This window comes from Bradyrhizobium sp. 6(2017), assembly GCF_011058295.2.
Taxonomy (GTDB): domain Bacteria; phylum Pseudomonadota; class Alphaproteobacteria; order Rhizobiales; family Xanthobacteraceae; genus Bradyrhizobium; species Bradyrhizobium septentrionale.
Genome location: NZ_CP049289.2, coordinates 6,335,650 through 6,349,672 on the forward strand (window position 1 = coordinate 6,335,650; position 14,023 = coordinate 6,349,672).

Here is a 14,023-nt window from a genome sequence, read left to right on the forward strand (position 1 = left end):
CGTCGCGCGGGGGCACAGACGGCCATTAAGGCGACTTTTAGTTAAATGCGACTTAACCGGATGCGATCCCCTGCAACGCGGGAAGTGCCTGTGGCATCGGGCTTTTTTAAGATGGCAATGGACCGCCAAAGCGGCTTTTCTGTCCCATCATGGGACATTCCGGCACGCAGTTCCACCTGCTGCATGCCGCAATCAATGAGGGGAGAATTTCCTTGCCGATCACCCCGGATTCGCGCGGGGATTGAGCAAGAATCTCCTCAGTAGCTGAGCTTCGGATACCAGTCCTTGCCGCGTCCTTCGGGCGTGGTGTCGAGCACGGCCCAGAGCGGATCCAGGTCCGGCGCGCCGCGCGGATCCTGGCCGGGGTCGACGGTGCCGGCCCCCATTTCGCCGGCCCAGAAATGACGGATCGTGCCGTTGTGGCGCGTGAAGACATTGTAGCCGGGCACGTCGCCGTCATCCCTGCTGACATAGTCGCGCGTGTAGTCACCCGACGCATCGGAATAGACCTTGTGGCGCGTCCAGCCACGCGCCCGCTTCGCCTCGATCAGCCGCGCGATCGGCGAGCGCGCCACGAACACGAACGCCACGCGCTGCTCGATATCGAGCAGCTTCTCTTCCCACGTGGCCATGAACGACGTGCACATCGGACACGGCTTCTCGCGCTGCGGGCCGAACATGTAGCTGTAGATGATCAGCGTCTGCTTGCTGCCGAACAGATCGCCGAGCGACGCCACGCCGGCCTCGCCGGTGAACTCGTAGGCCCTTGTCACCTCGCCGCCCGGCGGCAATGCGCGGCGCAGCTCGGCCACGCGCTCGATATGCCGGCGCAGCTCGATCTCTTCGACGAGCAGCTCCTGGCGCGCGCGACGATATTCGGCGCTCTCATTGGGAAAACGCCTGGCATTGGTCTTGGCGAGTTCGGCAGCGGGCTTCAGGACGGAACTGGTCATGTCGGGACCTCGTGTGGTTGACGGGTACCCTGGAAGACGAACCGGAACCGGCCGGTCCGACATTCGACTTCAATGATTTCTACTGCAGTTCCGGCGGCGGCGAGCGGTCGAGCACGTCGCCCTTTGGACCTTCCAGCAGATCGAGCGCATAGGTCTCGACAACCAGCGGCCCGCGCATGCGTTTGGCCTCGGCGATGGTTTCGACACGGGCGAAATTGTCGCGCAGCGAAGCCGGCATCGTCTGTTCGAGCTCATGCACATACAGCAGCTTGCCGGACAGCTGGGCCGGGCTCGGCTCAGGCATGTTGACCCAGCGAATGCGCTGGCCCTGCTGCGCCACGCAGCTGCCCTTGGGGAGATAGAAGGCAAGCCAGCCGACGGTGCCGTAGTCCGGCGCCAGCACGCAGGTCGCACCGCTACGCGCGCGCGCCGCCTCGATCTCGTCGGCGAGCTCCTGCCAGCCGACACCAACGCTGCGCACGGTGGCGTCGCGACGATAGCCGGAAAGCATGCCGGTGTTCGCCTGCACGATCAGCAGCGCGAACAGCACGACGCCGACCGGCGCGGCCCAACAGCGGCAGAAATCGATCGTGCGCTGCTCGCGCGGCGCCCACTGCACCTGGATCGCTGCAACCGCGGCCGCCACCGCAAAGGCGGGATAAACCGGCGCGAACCAGTTGGCCTCGACCCGCGCATGCAGCGCGTGCCAGGTGAAGTAGACGACGATGGTCCAGAACATCGTATTGATCAGCACGCGCGCGCCCATCGCGCCGGCGCGACGCCGAGAGAGCGCGTAGAGGCCCATCACGCCGAGAATGAAGACCAGCGGCGTCGCGAACGCGAACTGCGTCGGGATCAGCTCGGCGATATAGGTCGGCCGGAAATCCTCGATCCGGGCGCGGCCCATTTGCTTGATGAAGGACACCCATTGGTGATCGGCATTCCAGCGGATGACCGGCGCAAACAGGCCGGCCGCGACCAGGCCGCCGAGATAGAGCCAAGGCGAGAGAAACCAGCGCCGCAGCTTCGGCACCGTCGCAAGCCAGATCAGGATCGCGGGACCAAAGAACAGCGCGGTGTATTTCGACAGCAGCGCCACACCGGCGCTGGCGCCGACCGCCAGCCACCAGGCGCCGCGGCCGGTCTCCAGCACCTTGGCGAGCGAGAACAGCAACAGGCTGGCAGCAACGAGCAGCGGCGCATCCGGCGTCACGATCAGCGTGCCGACGGCCGCCATCAGCGTGACGTTGAGCAGGATCGTCGCGCTCGCGGCGATGCGCTGGCCGCCGAACAGCAGCTCGGCCGCCCGGTAGATCGCCCAGCTCATCGGCAGCGCGAGCAGGATCGACACCAGCCGCACCCCGAACGGCGTGTCGCCCGCGATCATGGTGCCGAGCCGGATCACGATCGCCACCATCGGCGGATGGTCGTAATAGCCGCCGGCGAGCGACTTCGACCACATCCAGTAGTAGGCTTCGTCGAAGGTCAGCGGCGTCCATGCGGCGGCGGCCAGCCGCAGCACCACGAGCGCGCACACCGCAACGGCGGTGTTCCGGGCAAGCCGCGCCTCGTTCGCGTTCATGCCACCGTCATCGCTTGCGCCAGACGAACAGCCCGGACATCGCGTAGTTCCACACCACGCCCATCAGCGCGCCGGCTGCGCCCGCAAGCCACCAGATCGGCTCCTGGTCGTAGACCGAGAACGCGACGCCGACATTGGCGAGCAGGCCGACACTGCAGACCAGATAGAACAGCAACAGGCCGCGCAGGATGCCAAACCCCTTCAGCCGCTGGTCGCGGTAGGTCAGGAAGTTGTTGAGGATGAAGTTGCTGGTCATCGCGACGATCGCGCCGGCTGCCTGAGCCTCCGGGAATGGTGCCTTGAACAGTTCCAGCGAGATGAACAGCACGCCGAGATGCACCAGCAGGCCGAGCCCGCCGACGGCTGCGAACAGAATGAAGCGCAGCGAGATCAGGTCATTGGTCAGCTTCGCCAGCACCAGGCCAAGGAAGTCGAGCGCGACCATCGAGTCAAGCTTGCTCTCGCCATGCTGGCGGGCACCGAAGGTGAAGGGTATTTCGACCGTGCGCAGCTTGCCTTCCCCGGTCGCCACCACGTCGAGCAGGATCTTGAAGCCCTGCGTCGACAGCTGCGGCGCCAGCTGCTCGAAACGGTCGCGGCGGATCATGAAGAAGCCGCTCATGGGGTCGGCGATCTCGACCTTCAACGTGCGGCGCGCGATCTCGGTGGCGAAGGCGCTGGCACCGGCGCGCTGCTTGTTGAAGCCGTCGGCCTTGTAGCCCTCGATATAGCGGCTGCCGACCACGAGCTCGGCCTCGCCGCTCTGCAGCAGCGCCACCATCTTCGGCAGCTGGGTCTCGTCATGCTGCAGATCGGCATCCATGACGGCGGCGTAAGGCGCGCTCGATGCCAGGATGCCCTCGATGCAGGCGCCGGACAGGCCACGCCGGCCGATTCGGCGAATGCAGCGCACGCGGGAATCCTTCCGCGCCAGCTCACGCACCACGTCCCAGGTTCCATCGGGCGAATTGTCATCGACGAAGATGACTTCCCACGACACGTCCTTCAGGATCGCATCAAGCCGGCGGTACAGCACCGTGACATTGGCGCGTTCGTTGAAGGTCGGGACGACCACCGAAAGCTGCGGCAGACGTGCTGCCTGCGACAGGGTTTCGGGGCCCGGCTTGATGGCTTCGTTCATGAGCGCCAGCGTATAGCCGCAGCCTCCCCCGCTGCCAAGGCGGGCCGAACCGAACGCTGTCTCGGGAAGCGGGAAAACGGGGCCAAAATACCCCTGAAAATACCAACGACCACGAACAAGGGGGGCGCGCGTACATCCGGCGCAGCCGACATTGCCGTGGTCGTCCCAGCGCCGGAGCCCTTACAAGCTGCAACGTCGCCGTTCCAGGCTAAATGGGAAGCCCCCGAGCGGTCCGCAAGAGGCGCAGGGCGCTAGTTGTTCGGGACGTCCCGGATGACGGGGCCGCGGGGCACCGGGGCCGCCGGCGCAGCTTCCGCGGCAGGAGCAGCCCGCGCCGCCGCGGGCTGGGCGGGATTGCGGATCTGGCTGGGCGACGGCCCATAGATAAACGCCGCCGCCAGCACGATGGCTGCGACCACCGCGCCCAAAAAGCCTGCCGTCGATTGTGAGTTCATGCCGCCGATCCCCTCGCCTGCGGGGATTGATATCAAAAATCGACCGCCCGCAACAGGATTTGGGAACCTATTTGGCTGCGGCCTTGCGCCGGACGAAGGCGGTCACGATGTCCTTCTGCGCAAGCTCGATCGCGCGGTTGGCGGTCGTCAGCTGCGCATCGGCGTCCTGCTTCGGAAATTGCAGCGACAGGAAGTCGATCAGCGACACCCGGAAGTTCTGCCGCTCCGAGGGACAGACACTGGCGATCAGTGAGGTGAATTCCTGGTCGGACATCGTCTTGTTGCTGTCGCGGGGATATTCGCGGGCGAGACAATTCCAGTAGGCGTCGCGGCCGGTGATCGCGAGCTTGTGCGCATCGTCGACCTCGTCGGCCATCGCAGCTGACGACGTGATCAAGAGGACGGCCGCAACCAGTATGCGCATTGTTGTACTCCCGTTTTTCGGCATCCTAGCCAACACCGGCAAGCACGATAAGCACCGCCGCGCAAATCTGGCAAACTGGCCAATCACGATTATTTTGACTACTCTCCATGTTCCCTCCTTCACGATGAGTGCAGTCGTGGCCAAAGCTCCCACCAAGGCGACCAAGACGAACGCAGGCAACATCTATATCGGCATCGGCGGCTGGACCTTCGAGCCGTGGCGCGGGGTGTTCTATCCGGAGAAGCTCACGCAGGCGAAGGAGCTGTCCTACGCGGCGTCGAAGCTGACCTCGATCGAGATCAACGGCACCTATTACGGATCGCAGAAGCCGGAGAGCTTTCGCAAATGGGCCAGCGAGGTGCCCGACGGCTTCATCTTCTCGCTGAAGGGACCGCGCTTTGCCACCAACCGCCGCGTGCTCGCCGAGGCCGGCGATTCGGTGAAGCGGTTTTACGATTCGGGCGTGCTGGAATTGAAGGACCGGCTCGGACCGGTGCTTTGGCAGTTTGCGCCGACCAAGAAGTTCGACGGCGCCGATTTCGGCAAATTCCTCGAATTGTTGCCGCGCAAACTCGACGGCCGCGCGCTGCGCCACGTCGTCGAGGTGCGCCACGACAGCTTTTGCGTTCCTGAATTCATCGCGCTGCTGCGCCAGTTCGAGGTGCCCGTGGTGTTCGCCGAGCACGGCAAATATCCGGCGATTGCCGACCTCGCCAGCGACTTCGTCTATGCCCGGCTGCAGAAAGGCGATGACGAACTGAAGACCTGCTATCCGCCGAAGCAGCTCGACGCCTGGGCCAAGCGGTTCCAGGACTGGGCCGGCGGCGGCGAGCCCGACGACCTGCCGAAGGTCGACAAGACCGCGCCGAAGAAGGCGCCGCGCGACGTGTTCGCTTACGTGATCCACGAGGGCAAGATCCGCGCGCCGGCGGGCGCGATGGAGCTGATCGAACGGGTGAAGTGAGGGAGGTAGCGATGGCGAAGGCATCGAGGCTGTTCACCATCGGCTACGAGCAGACGCCGTCGAAGGCGGTGCTCGACGAGCTCCAGCACGCCGGCGTCAAGCTATTGGTCGACGTCCGCGCGGTTGCCTCCTCGCGCCGCCCCGGCTTCTCCAAGAGCCAACTCGCCGCGGGCCTCAATGAGCGCGGCATCGCCTACGTCCATCTGCGCGGCCTCGGCACGCCGAAGAGCGGCCGGGAGGCCGCGCGCAGCGGGCAATATGCGGTGCTGCACAAGATCTATTCGGCCCACCTGAAGACGGTGCAGGCCAAGGAGGAGCTCGACGAGCTGTCGTCGCTGGTCAAGAAATCCGGCCCGGTCTGCATCCTCTGCTACGAGCGCGACCACGAGCATTGTCACCGCCGCTGGATCGCCGAGATCATCGAGGAGCGCGACGGGGTCAAGATCGAGAACCTGGCCGCGCCGCAGGTCTAGGACGCGGACTCATCATGCCGCAGCCATAGCCTAGTTGACGCGAGTTGAACGAAGCCAAGTGGACATCACCCGTCGAGTCCCCCGCTGAATCCGTCGAAAATCAACCCAAAGCGAACGTGTTTGAGAATGCAGAAGTTGCTAATTCCAGCTCGCGTATGCATTATGTGCAGGGTCGTACTGTGAGCAATTCAAATGGCGATGGAGCTGAAGGGCGCGAGAGGCGAGGGATTTGCGACGATTACCGCTGACGGTTGCGTGTTAGATTCCTGGTTTCTCCAGCTGCGCCTGGTTGTGGAGGCCGACAAGGCGGCAACGGTACGGCTGTCGACGGACGAACTCAAAAGATCGTTGGGTGAATCAGCAGACGGATATGCGCGACACGATGACATCCGCAATGTCGACATCGTTCCAATCCGTGCAGAAATCGACTCCCTTGCATCTGCGCCGACTGATGTGCACGACGCGTATCTTCGACTCCATCTATTGAGCCACCGGCTCGTCCAGCCAAATTGCCTGAACCTTGAAGGAATTTTCAGTCTGTTACCTAACGTTGCCTGGACGACCCTCGGTCCCTGTGAATGCTCTCGTGTACCGGAAGCACGAATGTTAGCACGAAAGCGTGCCCTCGCGTTTGAGGTGACAGGCGTGGATAAGTTTCCGCGCATGACTGACTATGTGACGCCTGCGGACGTGAGAATTGCAGATGCGGATCGCGTAAGGCTCGGAGCCTACCTGGCGCCGGGCACGACCGTTATGCATGAAGGCTTTTGCAATTTTAATGCAGGTACGCTCGGTCCCTGCATGGTCGAAGGCCGGATAAGCGCCGGTGTGGTTGTGGGAAGTGGCAGCGACGTCGGTGGCGGAGCGTCGATCATGGGCACTCTGTCCGGAGGAGGGAAAGAGAGGATTACAGTCGGTGAGCGCTGCCTGATCGGAGCCAACGCCGGTATCGGCATTTCATTGGGTGACGATTGTATCGTCGAAGCGGGCTGTTATGTCACGGCAGGTGCGCGCATCCTTTTGGAAGATGGCCGAGTACTGAAAGCCAAAGAACTCTCAGGCCAGAAGGGCCTTCTTTTTCGTCGTAACTCCCAGAGCGGCGCTCTTGAGGCAACCAGACGCACACCAAATTGGGACGGCCTCAACTCGCAACTTCACAGCTAGGCAGCTCACGCGAAGAAGTCGTCGGCGACATGTGGCGCGTCAGCGATGTCGCCTTCCGGCCCCTCGCGTCATTTTGCTGCGGCTGCACAAAGCGGCCGTTATCGGAGCGAAGCGGACGTCATGAGAACTTTTGAGTACGCGCCCTAGCTTCGGCTCTCACCCTCCTCCCCCGCGACGCTGATCGTCCCCTCCATCATCTTCACGCAGCCGCCGCCGACATGCACGGACGCGATTGCGCCGCCCTGCTTGCGGACCCGCGTCAGCAACAGGCTCGGCCGGCCCATGTCGACACCCTGCCCGATCCGCAGCCGCAACTCGCCGTCACGCGCGGGATCGATATCGGCGAGCAGCGCCGCGCAGGCCGCGGTCGCACTGCCGGTGGCGGGATCCTCGGACAGGCCGCTGGCGCCGGGATGGAACATGCGCGCCTGCAGGTCGAGCGGCTGCTCGCTCGCCGGCACGTCGCGCGTATAGAAATAGATGGCGTCGCTTCCGATATGCGGCAACACCCTGGCGAACGCCGCCGCATCGGGCCGGGCGCGCTTGACTGCCTCGCGCGAAGCGATGTCGACCACCAGGAACGGCAGGCCGACCGAGACGACCTGCGGCGCATGCTGATTGGTCTTCACGTCGTCCGCCGACAGCGACAGGCAGGCGGCGGCATCGGCCGCGCTCACCTCGTTGGTCCGCTGCAATGGTTGCGGCGCCGTCAGCTCGGCGCCGATCACCTTGCCCCCGTCAGACAGGATCTCGACCGGCACGAGACCCGCCCTCTCCTCGAACCGCAATCGCGCCGGCGCCTTCGCTGCCTGGCTCGCCAGCACGAAGGCGGTGCCGACATTGGGATGGCCGGCGAACGGAATTTCCGAGCGCACGGTGAAGATGCGAACCTGGGCGTCGTTGTCCCTGTCCTGCGGCGGCAAGACGAAGGTCGTCTCGGAATAGTTGAACTCGGTCGCGATCGCCTGCATTTGCGCCGTCGACAGCCCGCCGGCGTCGAGCACCACGCCGAGCGGGTTGCCGCCGAAGGCGCGGTCGGTGAAAACGTCGACGGTGATATAGCGCCGCTGCATCTTGCTTGTCCCTGTGCTCCGGTCACTCGCGACCGATGGCGTCATCGTAGCACAGAAGCAACGACGCCCTTCAGAGCACTCGGTGCAATCACGCGCGCCTTGTTTGAGCATGATCTCCGCGCAAACGCGTTCCGCGTTTGTCGCGAGGGAAAACCGCTTCGCACTTTTCCGGATCATGCTTTAGAAGCGAAACAGCTCGCGTGGTGACGCGAGCACGCGCGCGCGCTCATCGGCATCGGTGACGAGCTCGTCCAGGAATTTGCGGTTCTTCGCGTAGCTCTGCGTCGCCTCGAATTGCGTGTGCGGCCAGTCGCTGCCCCACAGCAGCCGGTCGACGCCGTAGGCCCTGCGTAGCAACGGATAGGCCTGTTTCGCAAATGCCTCGCCGGCCGCGCCGTTGCGATAGGGCGCCGAAATCTTGACCCAGACGTTTCGCGTCGCGCCAAGCTTGAGGACCGACTGGAATCCGGGATCGTCGATGCCGAGTTTTGGATCGGGCAAGGCAAAGTGATCGAGCACAACTTTCACGCCCTGGTCGAGCAGCGTTGGCGCGAACATCGCGAGATCGCTCGCGTTGCGCTGGATCTCGATCTGCCAGTCGAGCGTCCTGATCTGTGCCAGCAGCGCCGTCCAGTCCGACGACGTCAGATCGGGAAGCTGCTGGCCGACCAGATTGAGACGGATGCCGACCACGCCGGCGCGGTCGAGCGCGCGAAGCTCATCCGCCGCGACGCCGGGATCGACCACGGCGATGCCGTGCAGCCGGCCGTTGGTCGCCTTCAGGCATTCGACCAGATAGGAATTGTCGGTGCCGAGAAAGCTCGGCTGCACCAGCACGCCATTGGTGATGCCGTTCTGGTCGAGCTGCTGCAGATAGAGATCAAGCGGCGCGTCGTAATCGGGCGCATAGCGCCGGCCCGGTGCGAGCTTCAGGCCGCGATGGAAGACGTGGGCGTGAGTATCGATCGCTGATTGTCGCACCTCAGCCCTCACCCTGCTCGCCAGCCCGCCTGCTGCCACAGCGCCAATCAATCCCGCGGCAAACCGGCGCCGCGTCACCCCATGTTCGCGTGATGTCATGATCGTCCCTCATCATCACGCGCGCGTCGCGGCGGCCTGCTCGAAGACCTTGCCGCGGGTCTCCGGCAACATCAGCACGGCGACCAGCACCAGCGAATAGGCGAAGGCCGCGTCGATCCCGATCGCCGCACCAAGGCCGATGTGATCGCTGAGATAGCCGACCAGGAACGGGAACGCCGCAGAGACGATGCGGCCGAAATTGTAGCAGAAGCCGACGCCGGTGCCGCGCACTCCGGTCGGATAGAGCTCGCTGAACAGCGCCGCCATGCTGGCGGGAATGCCCGCCGAGAAGAAGCCGAGCGGGAAACCGAGCACCAGCATCTGCGAATTGGACAGCGGCGCGAAGATGTAGACCAGCACCGTCACCACGCAGGCCGCGGCGAACAGCGTCACATTGGCGCGCCGGCCGATCCGATCGCTGATGATCCCTGACACCACGCAGCCGCAGAAGAACGCGACGATGATCACGGCAAGATACGCGCTGGAGCCGAGCACCGAGAGGTGCCGCACCTCGCGCAGATAAGTCGGCAGGAATGTGGTCAGCGCCGCATAGCCGCCATGGGCACCGATGCCGAACAGGCCGCCGATCAAGGTCGCACGCAGGACGTCGCGGTGAAAGATTCCGGCGAGTGTGGCGAAGAACGGAGGCTCGGCCTCGCGCGAAGCGGCGCGCGGCGGCTCCTTCAAGCCGCGGCGGATATACAGGATCAAAAGCGCCGGGATCAGGCCGACGGCGAACAGGATGCGCCAGGCGATATCGGCCGGCGCGTAAGTGAAGACCAGCGCCGACAGCAGCACCGCGGCGCCCCAGCCGACCGCCCAGGCGCTCTGCACCGCGCCGAGCGCCTTGCCGCGATGCTCGGCGCGAATGATCTCCGCCATCAGCACCGCGCCGCAGGCCCATTCGGCGCCGAAGCCGATGCCCTGGATCGCCTTCAGCACCAGGAGCTGGGGGTAGCTTGTTGCGAAGGCGCAGGCGAAGGTCGCCAGCGCAAAGGTCGCGACCGTGATCTGCAGCGCCTTCACCCGGCCGAAGCGGTCGCCGAGCGCACCGCCAAGCCAGCCGCCGAACGCGCCGAAGAACAGCGTGACCGAGCCAAGCAGGCCGGCGTCGGCCTTGTTGATCCCGAACGCTGCAATCAGCGCCGGAATGGCGAGGCTGAACATCTGGACGTCGAGCGCATCGAGCCCCCAGCCGCCAAAGCTTGCCCAGAAGGTGCGCCGTTCGAGCGGCGAGCATTCGCTGTACCAGTTTGCCATCATTCCTCCCTGTGATTTTATGTGTTGTTCTGTGTTGATGCCGCGCTCACCTGATCTCGGCGTGGTAGCGGAAGCGATCCGCCGGCCCGCGCGAGCGGCGCCATTCGATCGGCCGCCGCTCCAGATCGAAGGCCAGGCGCTCGATCACGATCAGCGGTGCGTTGGCCTCGAGCCGCAGCAGGCGCGACTGCATCTCGGTCGCGATCTCGACGGTGAGGATTTCATCGGCCGAGACCACGACCTGGCCGCAGCGATCCTCGTAGAGCGGATACAGCAAGTCGCCGAACTCGGAGGTCGCGAGCGCGAGGATCGCCTCGAAGCGCGATCTCTCGAGCCAGATCTCCTCGGCGAGCAGCGGCACGTCGTCGATCAGACGTAGCCGCGACAGGCTGATGACGGGCTCGCCGACGCCAATGCGCAGCGCCGAGGCGACCGCCGTGGTCGCCGGCATCGCCTTCCGCCGCAGGATGCGGCTCTGCGGCACGCGGCGCTCGCCGCTCTCGGACTGGAAGCGGAAGAAGCGGAACAGCGAGGAATTGAACCGCGCGCGGCGCACGAAGGTGCCGCGGCCCTGCTGGCGCTCCAGCACACCGTCTGAGACCAGCTGATCGATCGCCTTGCGCACGGTGCCGATCGCGACGCCGTAATGCGCGCCGAGCTCGGCCTCGGAGGGGATCAGGTCCCCCGGACGCCATTCATTGCGGTTGATGCGCGCCGCGAGATCGTCGCGGAGACGCTGGTAGCGCGGCAGGCGGTCGTCGAGAGCTGAATTCATCTAGTCATCTATATGAATATATGACTGGACGTCAATCACTACCTAAATACCTCAGGCTATTTGAATGCAGCGTCCTAGCCCTACCCCAGCTGCCAGACCGGCACCGGGTGCTCGTACCCCCGCACCGGGATCTCGCCGCGCGAGACGGCGTCCTTGCACTCCTCGCCGAGCGCGTCGCGCACCGCGGACGAGATCAAAAACTGCGAGCCGAGCTCCTTATTGAGCGCCTCGAGCCGCGCGGCGAAATTCACGGTGTCGCCGATCACGGTGTATTCCTTGCGCCGCGGCGAGCCGATATTGCCAGCCACGACCTCGCCGATATGGATGCCGATCCCGATGCGCAGCGGCCAGCTCGACGCTGCGTTGGTGCGTTCATTGGCCGCGAGCATTTCGCGGGCCGCGGCGACCGCCTGATGCGCGGCGTCGCCGGCCTCGAACGGCGCGCCGAACAGCGCGAGAAAGCCGTCGCCCAGAAACTTGTTCACGATGCCGCCATGCCGATCGAGGATCTCGACCAGCACGGCAAAGGCGCCGTCGAGCCTATCAACCACCTCCTGCGGCGAGCGCGTGCGCGCGCCGGCGGTGAAGCTGCGGAAATCGACGAACATCACGGCGACGCGCCGGATGTCGCTCCCGGTCGAGGCGCCTTCCGTCATCAAACGTTCGACCACCTGCGGCGAGACGTGCTGGCCGAACAGGTTGGTAATGCGGTCGCGCGCGGTGGCAGCCATGATGCTGGCGCCAAACTGAAGCCGCAGTTGCCGGCCGACGGCGCCGGCAAGGATGCCCGAGACCAGAATCACGACGCTGCGCGCGGCGTGGTAGAAGAAATCCGGCGCGGGATCGAGCGTCCCCTCGGGGCGATAATACATCGCCATCCAGAACAGCTGCGAGGCCGCGACGAAGCCGGTGAACGCCGACAGCCAGAAATCGAGCCGCAAGGTCGAGGCGATGATAAAAATGAAATAGACCAGCGGTGCGACCCAGCCGAGCGCCGCGACAGGGCCCATGCTGTCGATGTGCAGCGCAAGCGCGACGGTGGGCATCGACGTCTCGATCAGGGCGCCGACATAGCGCCTGAACACCGGCAGGTCGCGATCCTGCTTCATGTGCCTGGTGATCGCGCCATGCACCCACAATTCGAACAGGATGAACGGCGCGATGACGGAATAGAGATAAGACGGCTTGAAATTGCCGTGCCACACCCGGACCAGCGCTTCGGGGGCAATGAAGTAGATCGTGCAGGTGATCACCGAGAATCCTGCGGCGATGGCGATCAGCACCTTGATGCGGAGCAGCTCGGTGGTCATCACCTCGCGCATCAGGGCGTGATGGAAGTCCGTTGCGACGGTTCCCGCGCTGTCGTTACTACCCCAGAACCCGGCCATTTCCCCTCGCCCGTCATTCCGGGGCGCGAAGCGAACCCGGAATCTCGAGATTCCCCGATGCGCAATTGCGCATCTGCGGTTCGCCTCTTCGAGGCGCCCCGGAATGAATTGTCACGTCCATTCTGCCTCAATCAAGCGTGCGGCGGAAGCGCGTCACGGCCACCGTCATGGCGAACAGCATCAGGGCGGCCAGCGCGATGGTGTCGTATTGCAGGTTCTGCATGGCGGCGCCCTTCAGCATGATGGCGCGGACGATGCGGACGAAATGGGTCAGCGGCAGCCCCTCGCCGATATATTGCGCCCAGACCGGCATGCCCGCGAACGGAAACATGAAACCGGACAGCAGGATGCTCGGAAGGAAGAACATCATCGAGAGCTGCATCGCCTGCAGCTGGTTCTGCACGATGGTCGAGAAAGTGTAGCCGATCGATAGATTGGTGGTGATGAACAGCGTGGTGAGCAGCGCCAGCAGCGTGAGGCTGCCGAGGATCGGCACGCCGAACAGCACGATGCCGATGGCGATGATCAGCGTGGCCTGGATGAAGCCGACCAGCACATAGGGGATGATCTTGCCGAACATCACCTCGACCGGCTTGATCGGCATTGACAGCAGGCTCTCCATGGTGCCGCGCTCGATCTCGCGCGTCACCGACAGCGCTGTGAAGATCAGCATGGTCATGGTCAGGATGGTCCCGACCAGGCCGGGCACGATGTTGAGGCGCGAGTCCGCCGCCGGGTTGTAGCGGGCATGGGCGCGGATCTCGAACGGCATCTCCGGCGGATCGCCGATGTGCAGGTCATGCGCCAGCGCCGACTGCACCAGCGGCCCGAGCGCGCCGAGCGCCGAGCCCGACGCCACCGGGTCGGTGGCGTCGGCCGCGACCAGCAGCGCCGGCTTGTCGCCGCGCCGTACCGCGCGCTCGAAGCCGCGCGGGATCTCGACCCCGAACAGCACCTTGCCGGATTGCAGGAGATCGTCGAACTCCGCGACGGTGTGGACCTCGCGGGTGAAATGGAAATAGGCGGTGTTCTGCATCGCCTTCAGGATCGAACGCCCGAGATCGCTGTCCTCCTGGGTCAGCACCGCGGTCGGCAGATTGCGCGGCGTGGTGTTGATGGCGTAGCCGAACAGCGTCAGCTGCATCACCGGCAGCATGATGATCATGGCGAACGAGACGCGATCGCGGCGAAGCTGGATGAATTCCTTGACCAGCATCGCGTAGCTGCGCCGCCAGAAGCCGAATGCCGGCTCCCTGGTCTCGTCATTGTGGATCGTATCCGCTGCGCTCAT

At 64.6% G+C, this 14,023-nt stretch carries 14 protein-coding genes; 3 read left to right on the forward strand and 11 right to left on the reverse strand.

Annotation, left to right across the window (positions count from 1 at the left end):
* Positions 1 to 257: 257 nt before the first annotated feature.
* From G6P99_RS29950 to G6P99_RS29970, 5 genes are all read right to left on the reverse strand, one after another.
* A complete protein-coding gene (locus tag G6P99_RS29950) occupies positions 258 to 953 on the reverse strand; it encodes a DUF899 family protein (protein WP_165124418.1) in 696 nt (231 codons plus the stop codon).
* A 79-nt stretch (positions 954 to 1,032) separates the two neighbouring features.
* Positions 1,033 to 2,535 (reverse strand): glycosyltransferase family 39 protein, encoded by a 1,503-nt coding sequence (locus tag G6P99_RS29955; protein WP_029081586.1) that lies wholly within the window; start codon positions 2,533 to 2,535, stop codon positions 1,033 to 1,035.
* A gap of 7 nt (positions 2,536 to 2,542) precedes the next feature.
* A complete protein-coding gene (locus G6P99_RS29960) occupies positions 2,543 to 3,676 on the reverse strand; it encodes a glycosyltransferase family 2 protein (protein WP_029081587.1) in 1,134 nt (377 codons plus the stop codon).
* A 251-nt stretch (positions 3,677 to 3,927) separates the two neighbouring features.
* Positions 3,928 to 4,131: a hypothetical protein gene (locus G6P99_RS29965; RefSeq protein ID WP_029081588.1), complete on the reverse strand. Its 204-nt coding sequence runs from the start codon at positions 4,129 to 4,131 to the stop codon at positions 3,928 to 3,930.
* Positions 4,132 to 4,198: 67 nt separating this feature from the next.
* Positions 4,199 to 4,555, reverse strand: a complete 357-nt coding sequence (locus tag G6P99_RS29970; RefSeq protein ID WP_029081589.1) for a hypothetical protein — start codon at positions 4,553 to 4,555, stop codon at positions 4,199 to 4,201.
* Between the two features lie 136 nt (positions 4,556 to 4,691).
* Between G6P99_RS29970 and G6P99_RS29975 the strand changes: the two genes are divergently transcribed.
* From G6P99_RS29975 to dapD, 3 genes are all read left to right on the forward strand, one after another.
* Positions 4,692 to 5,519, forward strand: coding sequence for a DUF72 domain-containing protein (locus tag G6P99_RS29975; RefSeq protein WP_029081590.1), 828 nt, complete (start codon positions 4,692 to 4,694; stop codon positions 5,517 to 5,519).
* Positions 5,520 to 5,530: 11 nt separating this feature from the next.
* Positions 5,531 to 5,992, forward strand: a complete 462-nt coding sequence (locus tag G6P99_RS29980) for a DUF488 family protein (RefSeq protein ID WP_029081591.1) — start codon at positions 5,531 to 5,533, stop codon at positions 5,990 to 5,992.
* Between the two features lie 192 nt (positions 5,993 to 6,184).
* The gene (dapD, locus tag G6P99_RS29985; RefSeq protein ID WP_029081592.1) at positions 6,185 to 7,156 is read left to right on the forward strand and encodes a 2,3,4,5-tetrahydropyridine-2,6-dicarboxylate N-succinyltransferase; all 972 of its coding nucleotides are present in this window, start codon (positions 6,185 to 6,187) and stop codon (positions 7,154 to 7,156) included.
* Between the two features lie 143 nt (positions 7,157 to 7,299).
* Here the strand turns inward: dapD and G6P99_RS29990 are convergent, their stop codons facing one another.
* The 6 genes from G6P99_RS29990 to G6P99_RS30015 form a co-directional block, all read right to left on the reverse strand.
* On the reverse strand, positions 7,300 to 8,229 hold the full coding sequence (locus G6P99_RS29990) for a PhzF family phenazine biosynthesis protein (protein ID WP_029081593.1): 930 nt from the start codon (positions 8,227 to 8,229) through the stop codon (positions 7,300 to 7,302).
* Positions 8,230 to 8,409: 180 nt separating this feature from the next.
* Positions 8,410 to 9,309, reverse strand: a complete 900-nt coding sequence (locus G6P99_RS29995; protein WP_029081594.1) for an amidohydrolase family protein — start codon at positions 9,307 to 9,309, stop codon at positions 8,410 to 8,412.
* Positions 9,310 to 9,324: 15 nt separating this feature from the next.
* Entirely contained in the window at positions 9,325 to 10,569 is a 1,245-nt protein-coding gene (locus G6P99_RS30000) for an MFS transporter (protein ID WP_029081595.1), read from the reverse strand.
* A gap of 46 nt (positions 10,570 to 10,615) precedes the next feature.
* Positions 10,616 to 11,344, reverse strand: a complete 729-nt coding sequence (locus G6P99_RS30005; RefSeq protein WP_029081596.1) for a GntR family transcriptional regulator — start codon at positions 11,342 to 11,344, stop codon at positions 10,616 to 10,618.
* An 80-nt stretch (positions 11,345 to 11,424) separates the two neighbouring features.
* The gene (locus G6P99_RS30010; protein WP_165124421.1) at positions 11,425 to 12,732 is read right to left on the reverse strand and encodes an adenylate/guanylate cyclase domain-containing protein; all 1,308 of its coding nucleotides are present in this window, start codon (positions 12,730 to 12,732) and stop codon (positions 11,425 to 11,427) included.
* Between the two features lie 127 nt (positions 12,733 to 12,859).
* Positions 12,860 to 14,023, reverse strand: a complete 1,164-nt coding sequence (locus G6P99_RS30015) for an ABC transporter permease (protein ID WP_029081598.1) — start codon at positions 14,021 to 14,023, stop codon at positions 12,860 to 12,862.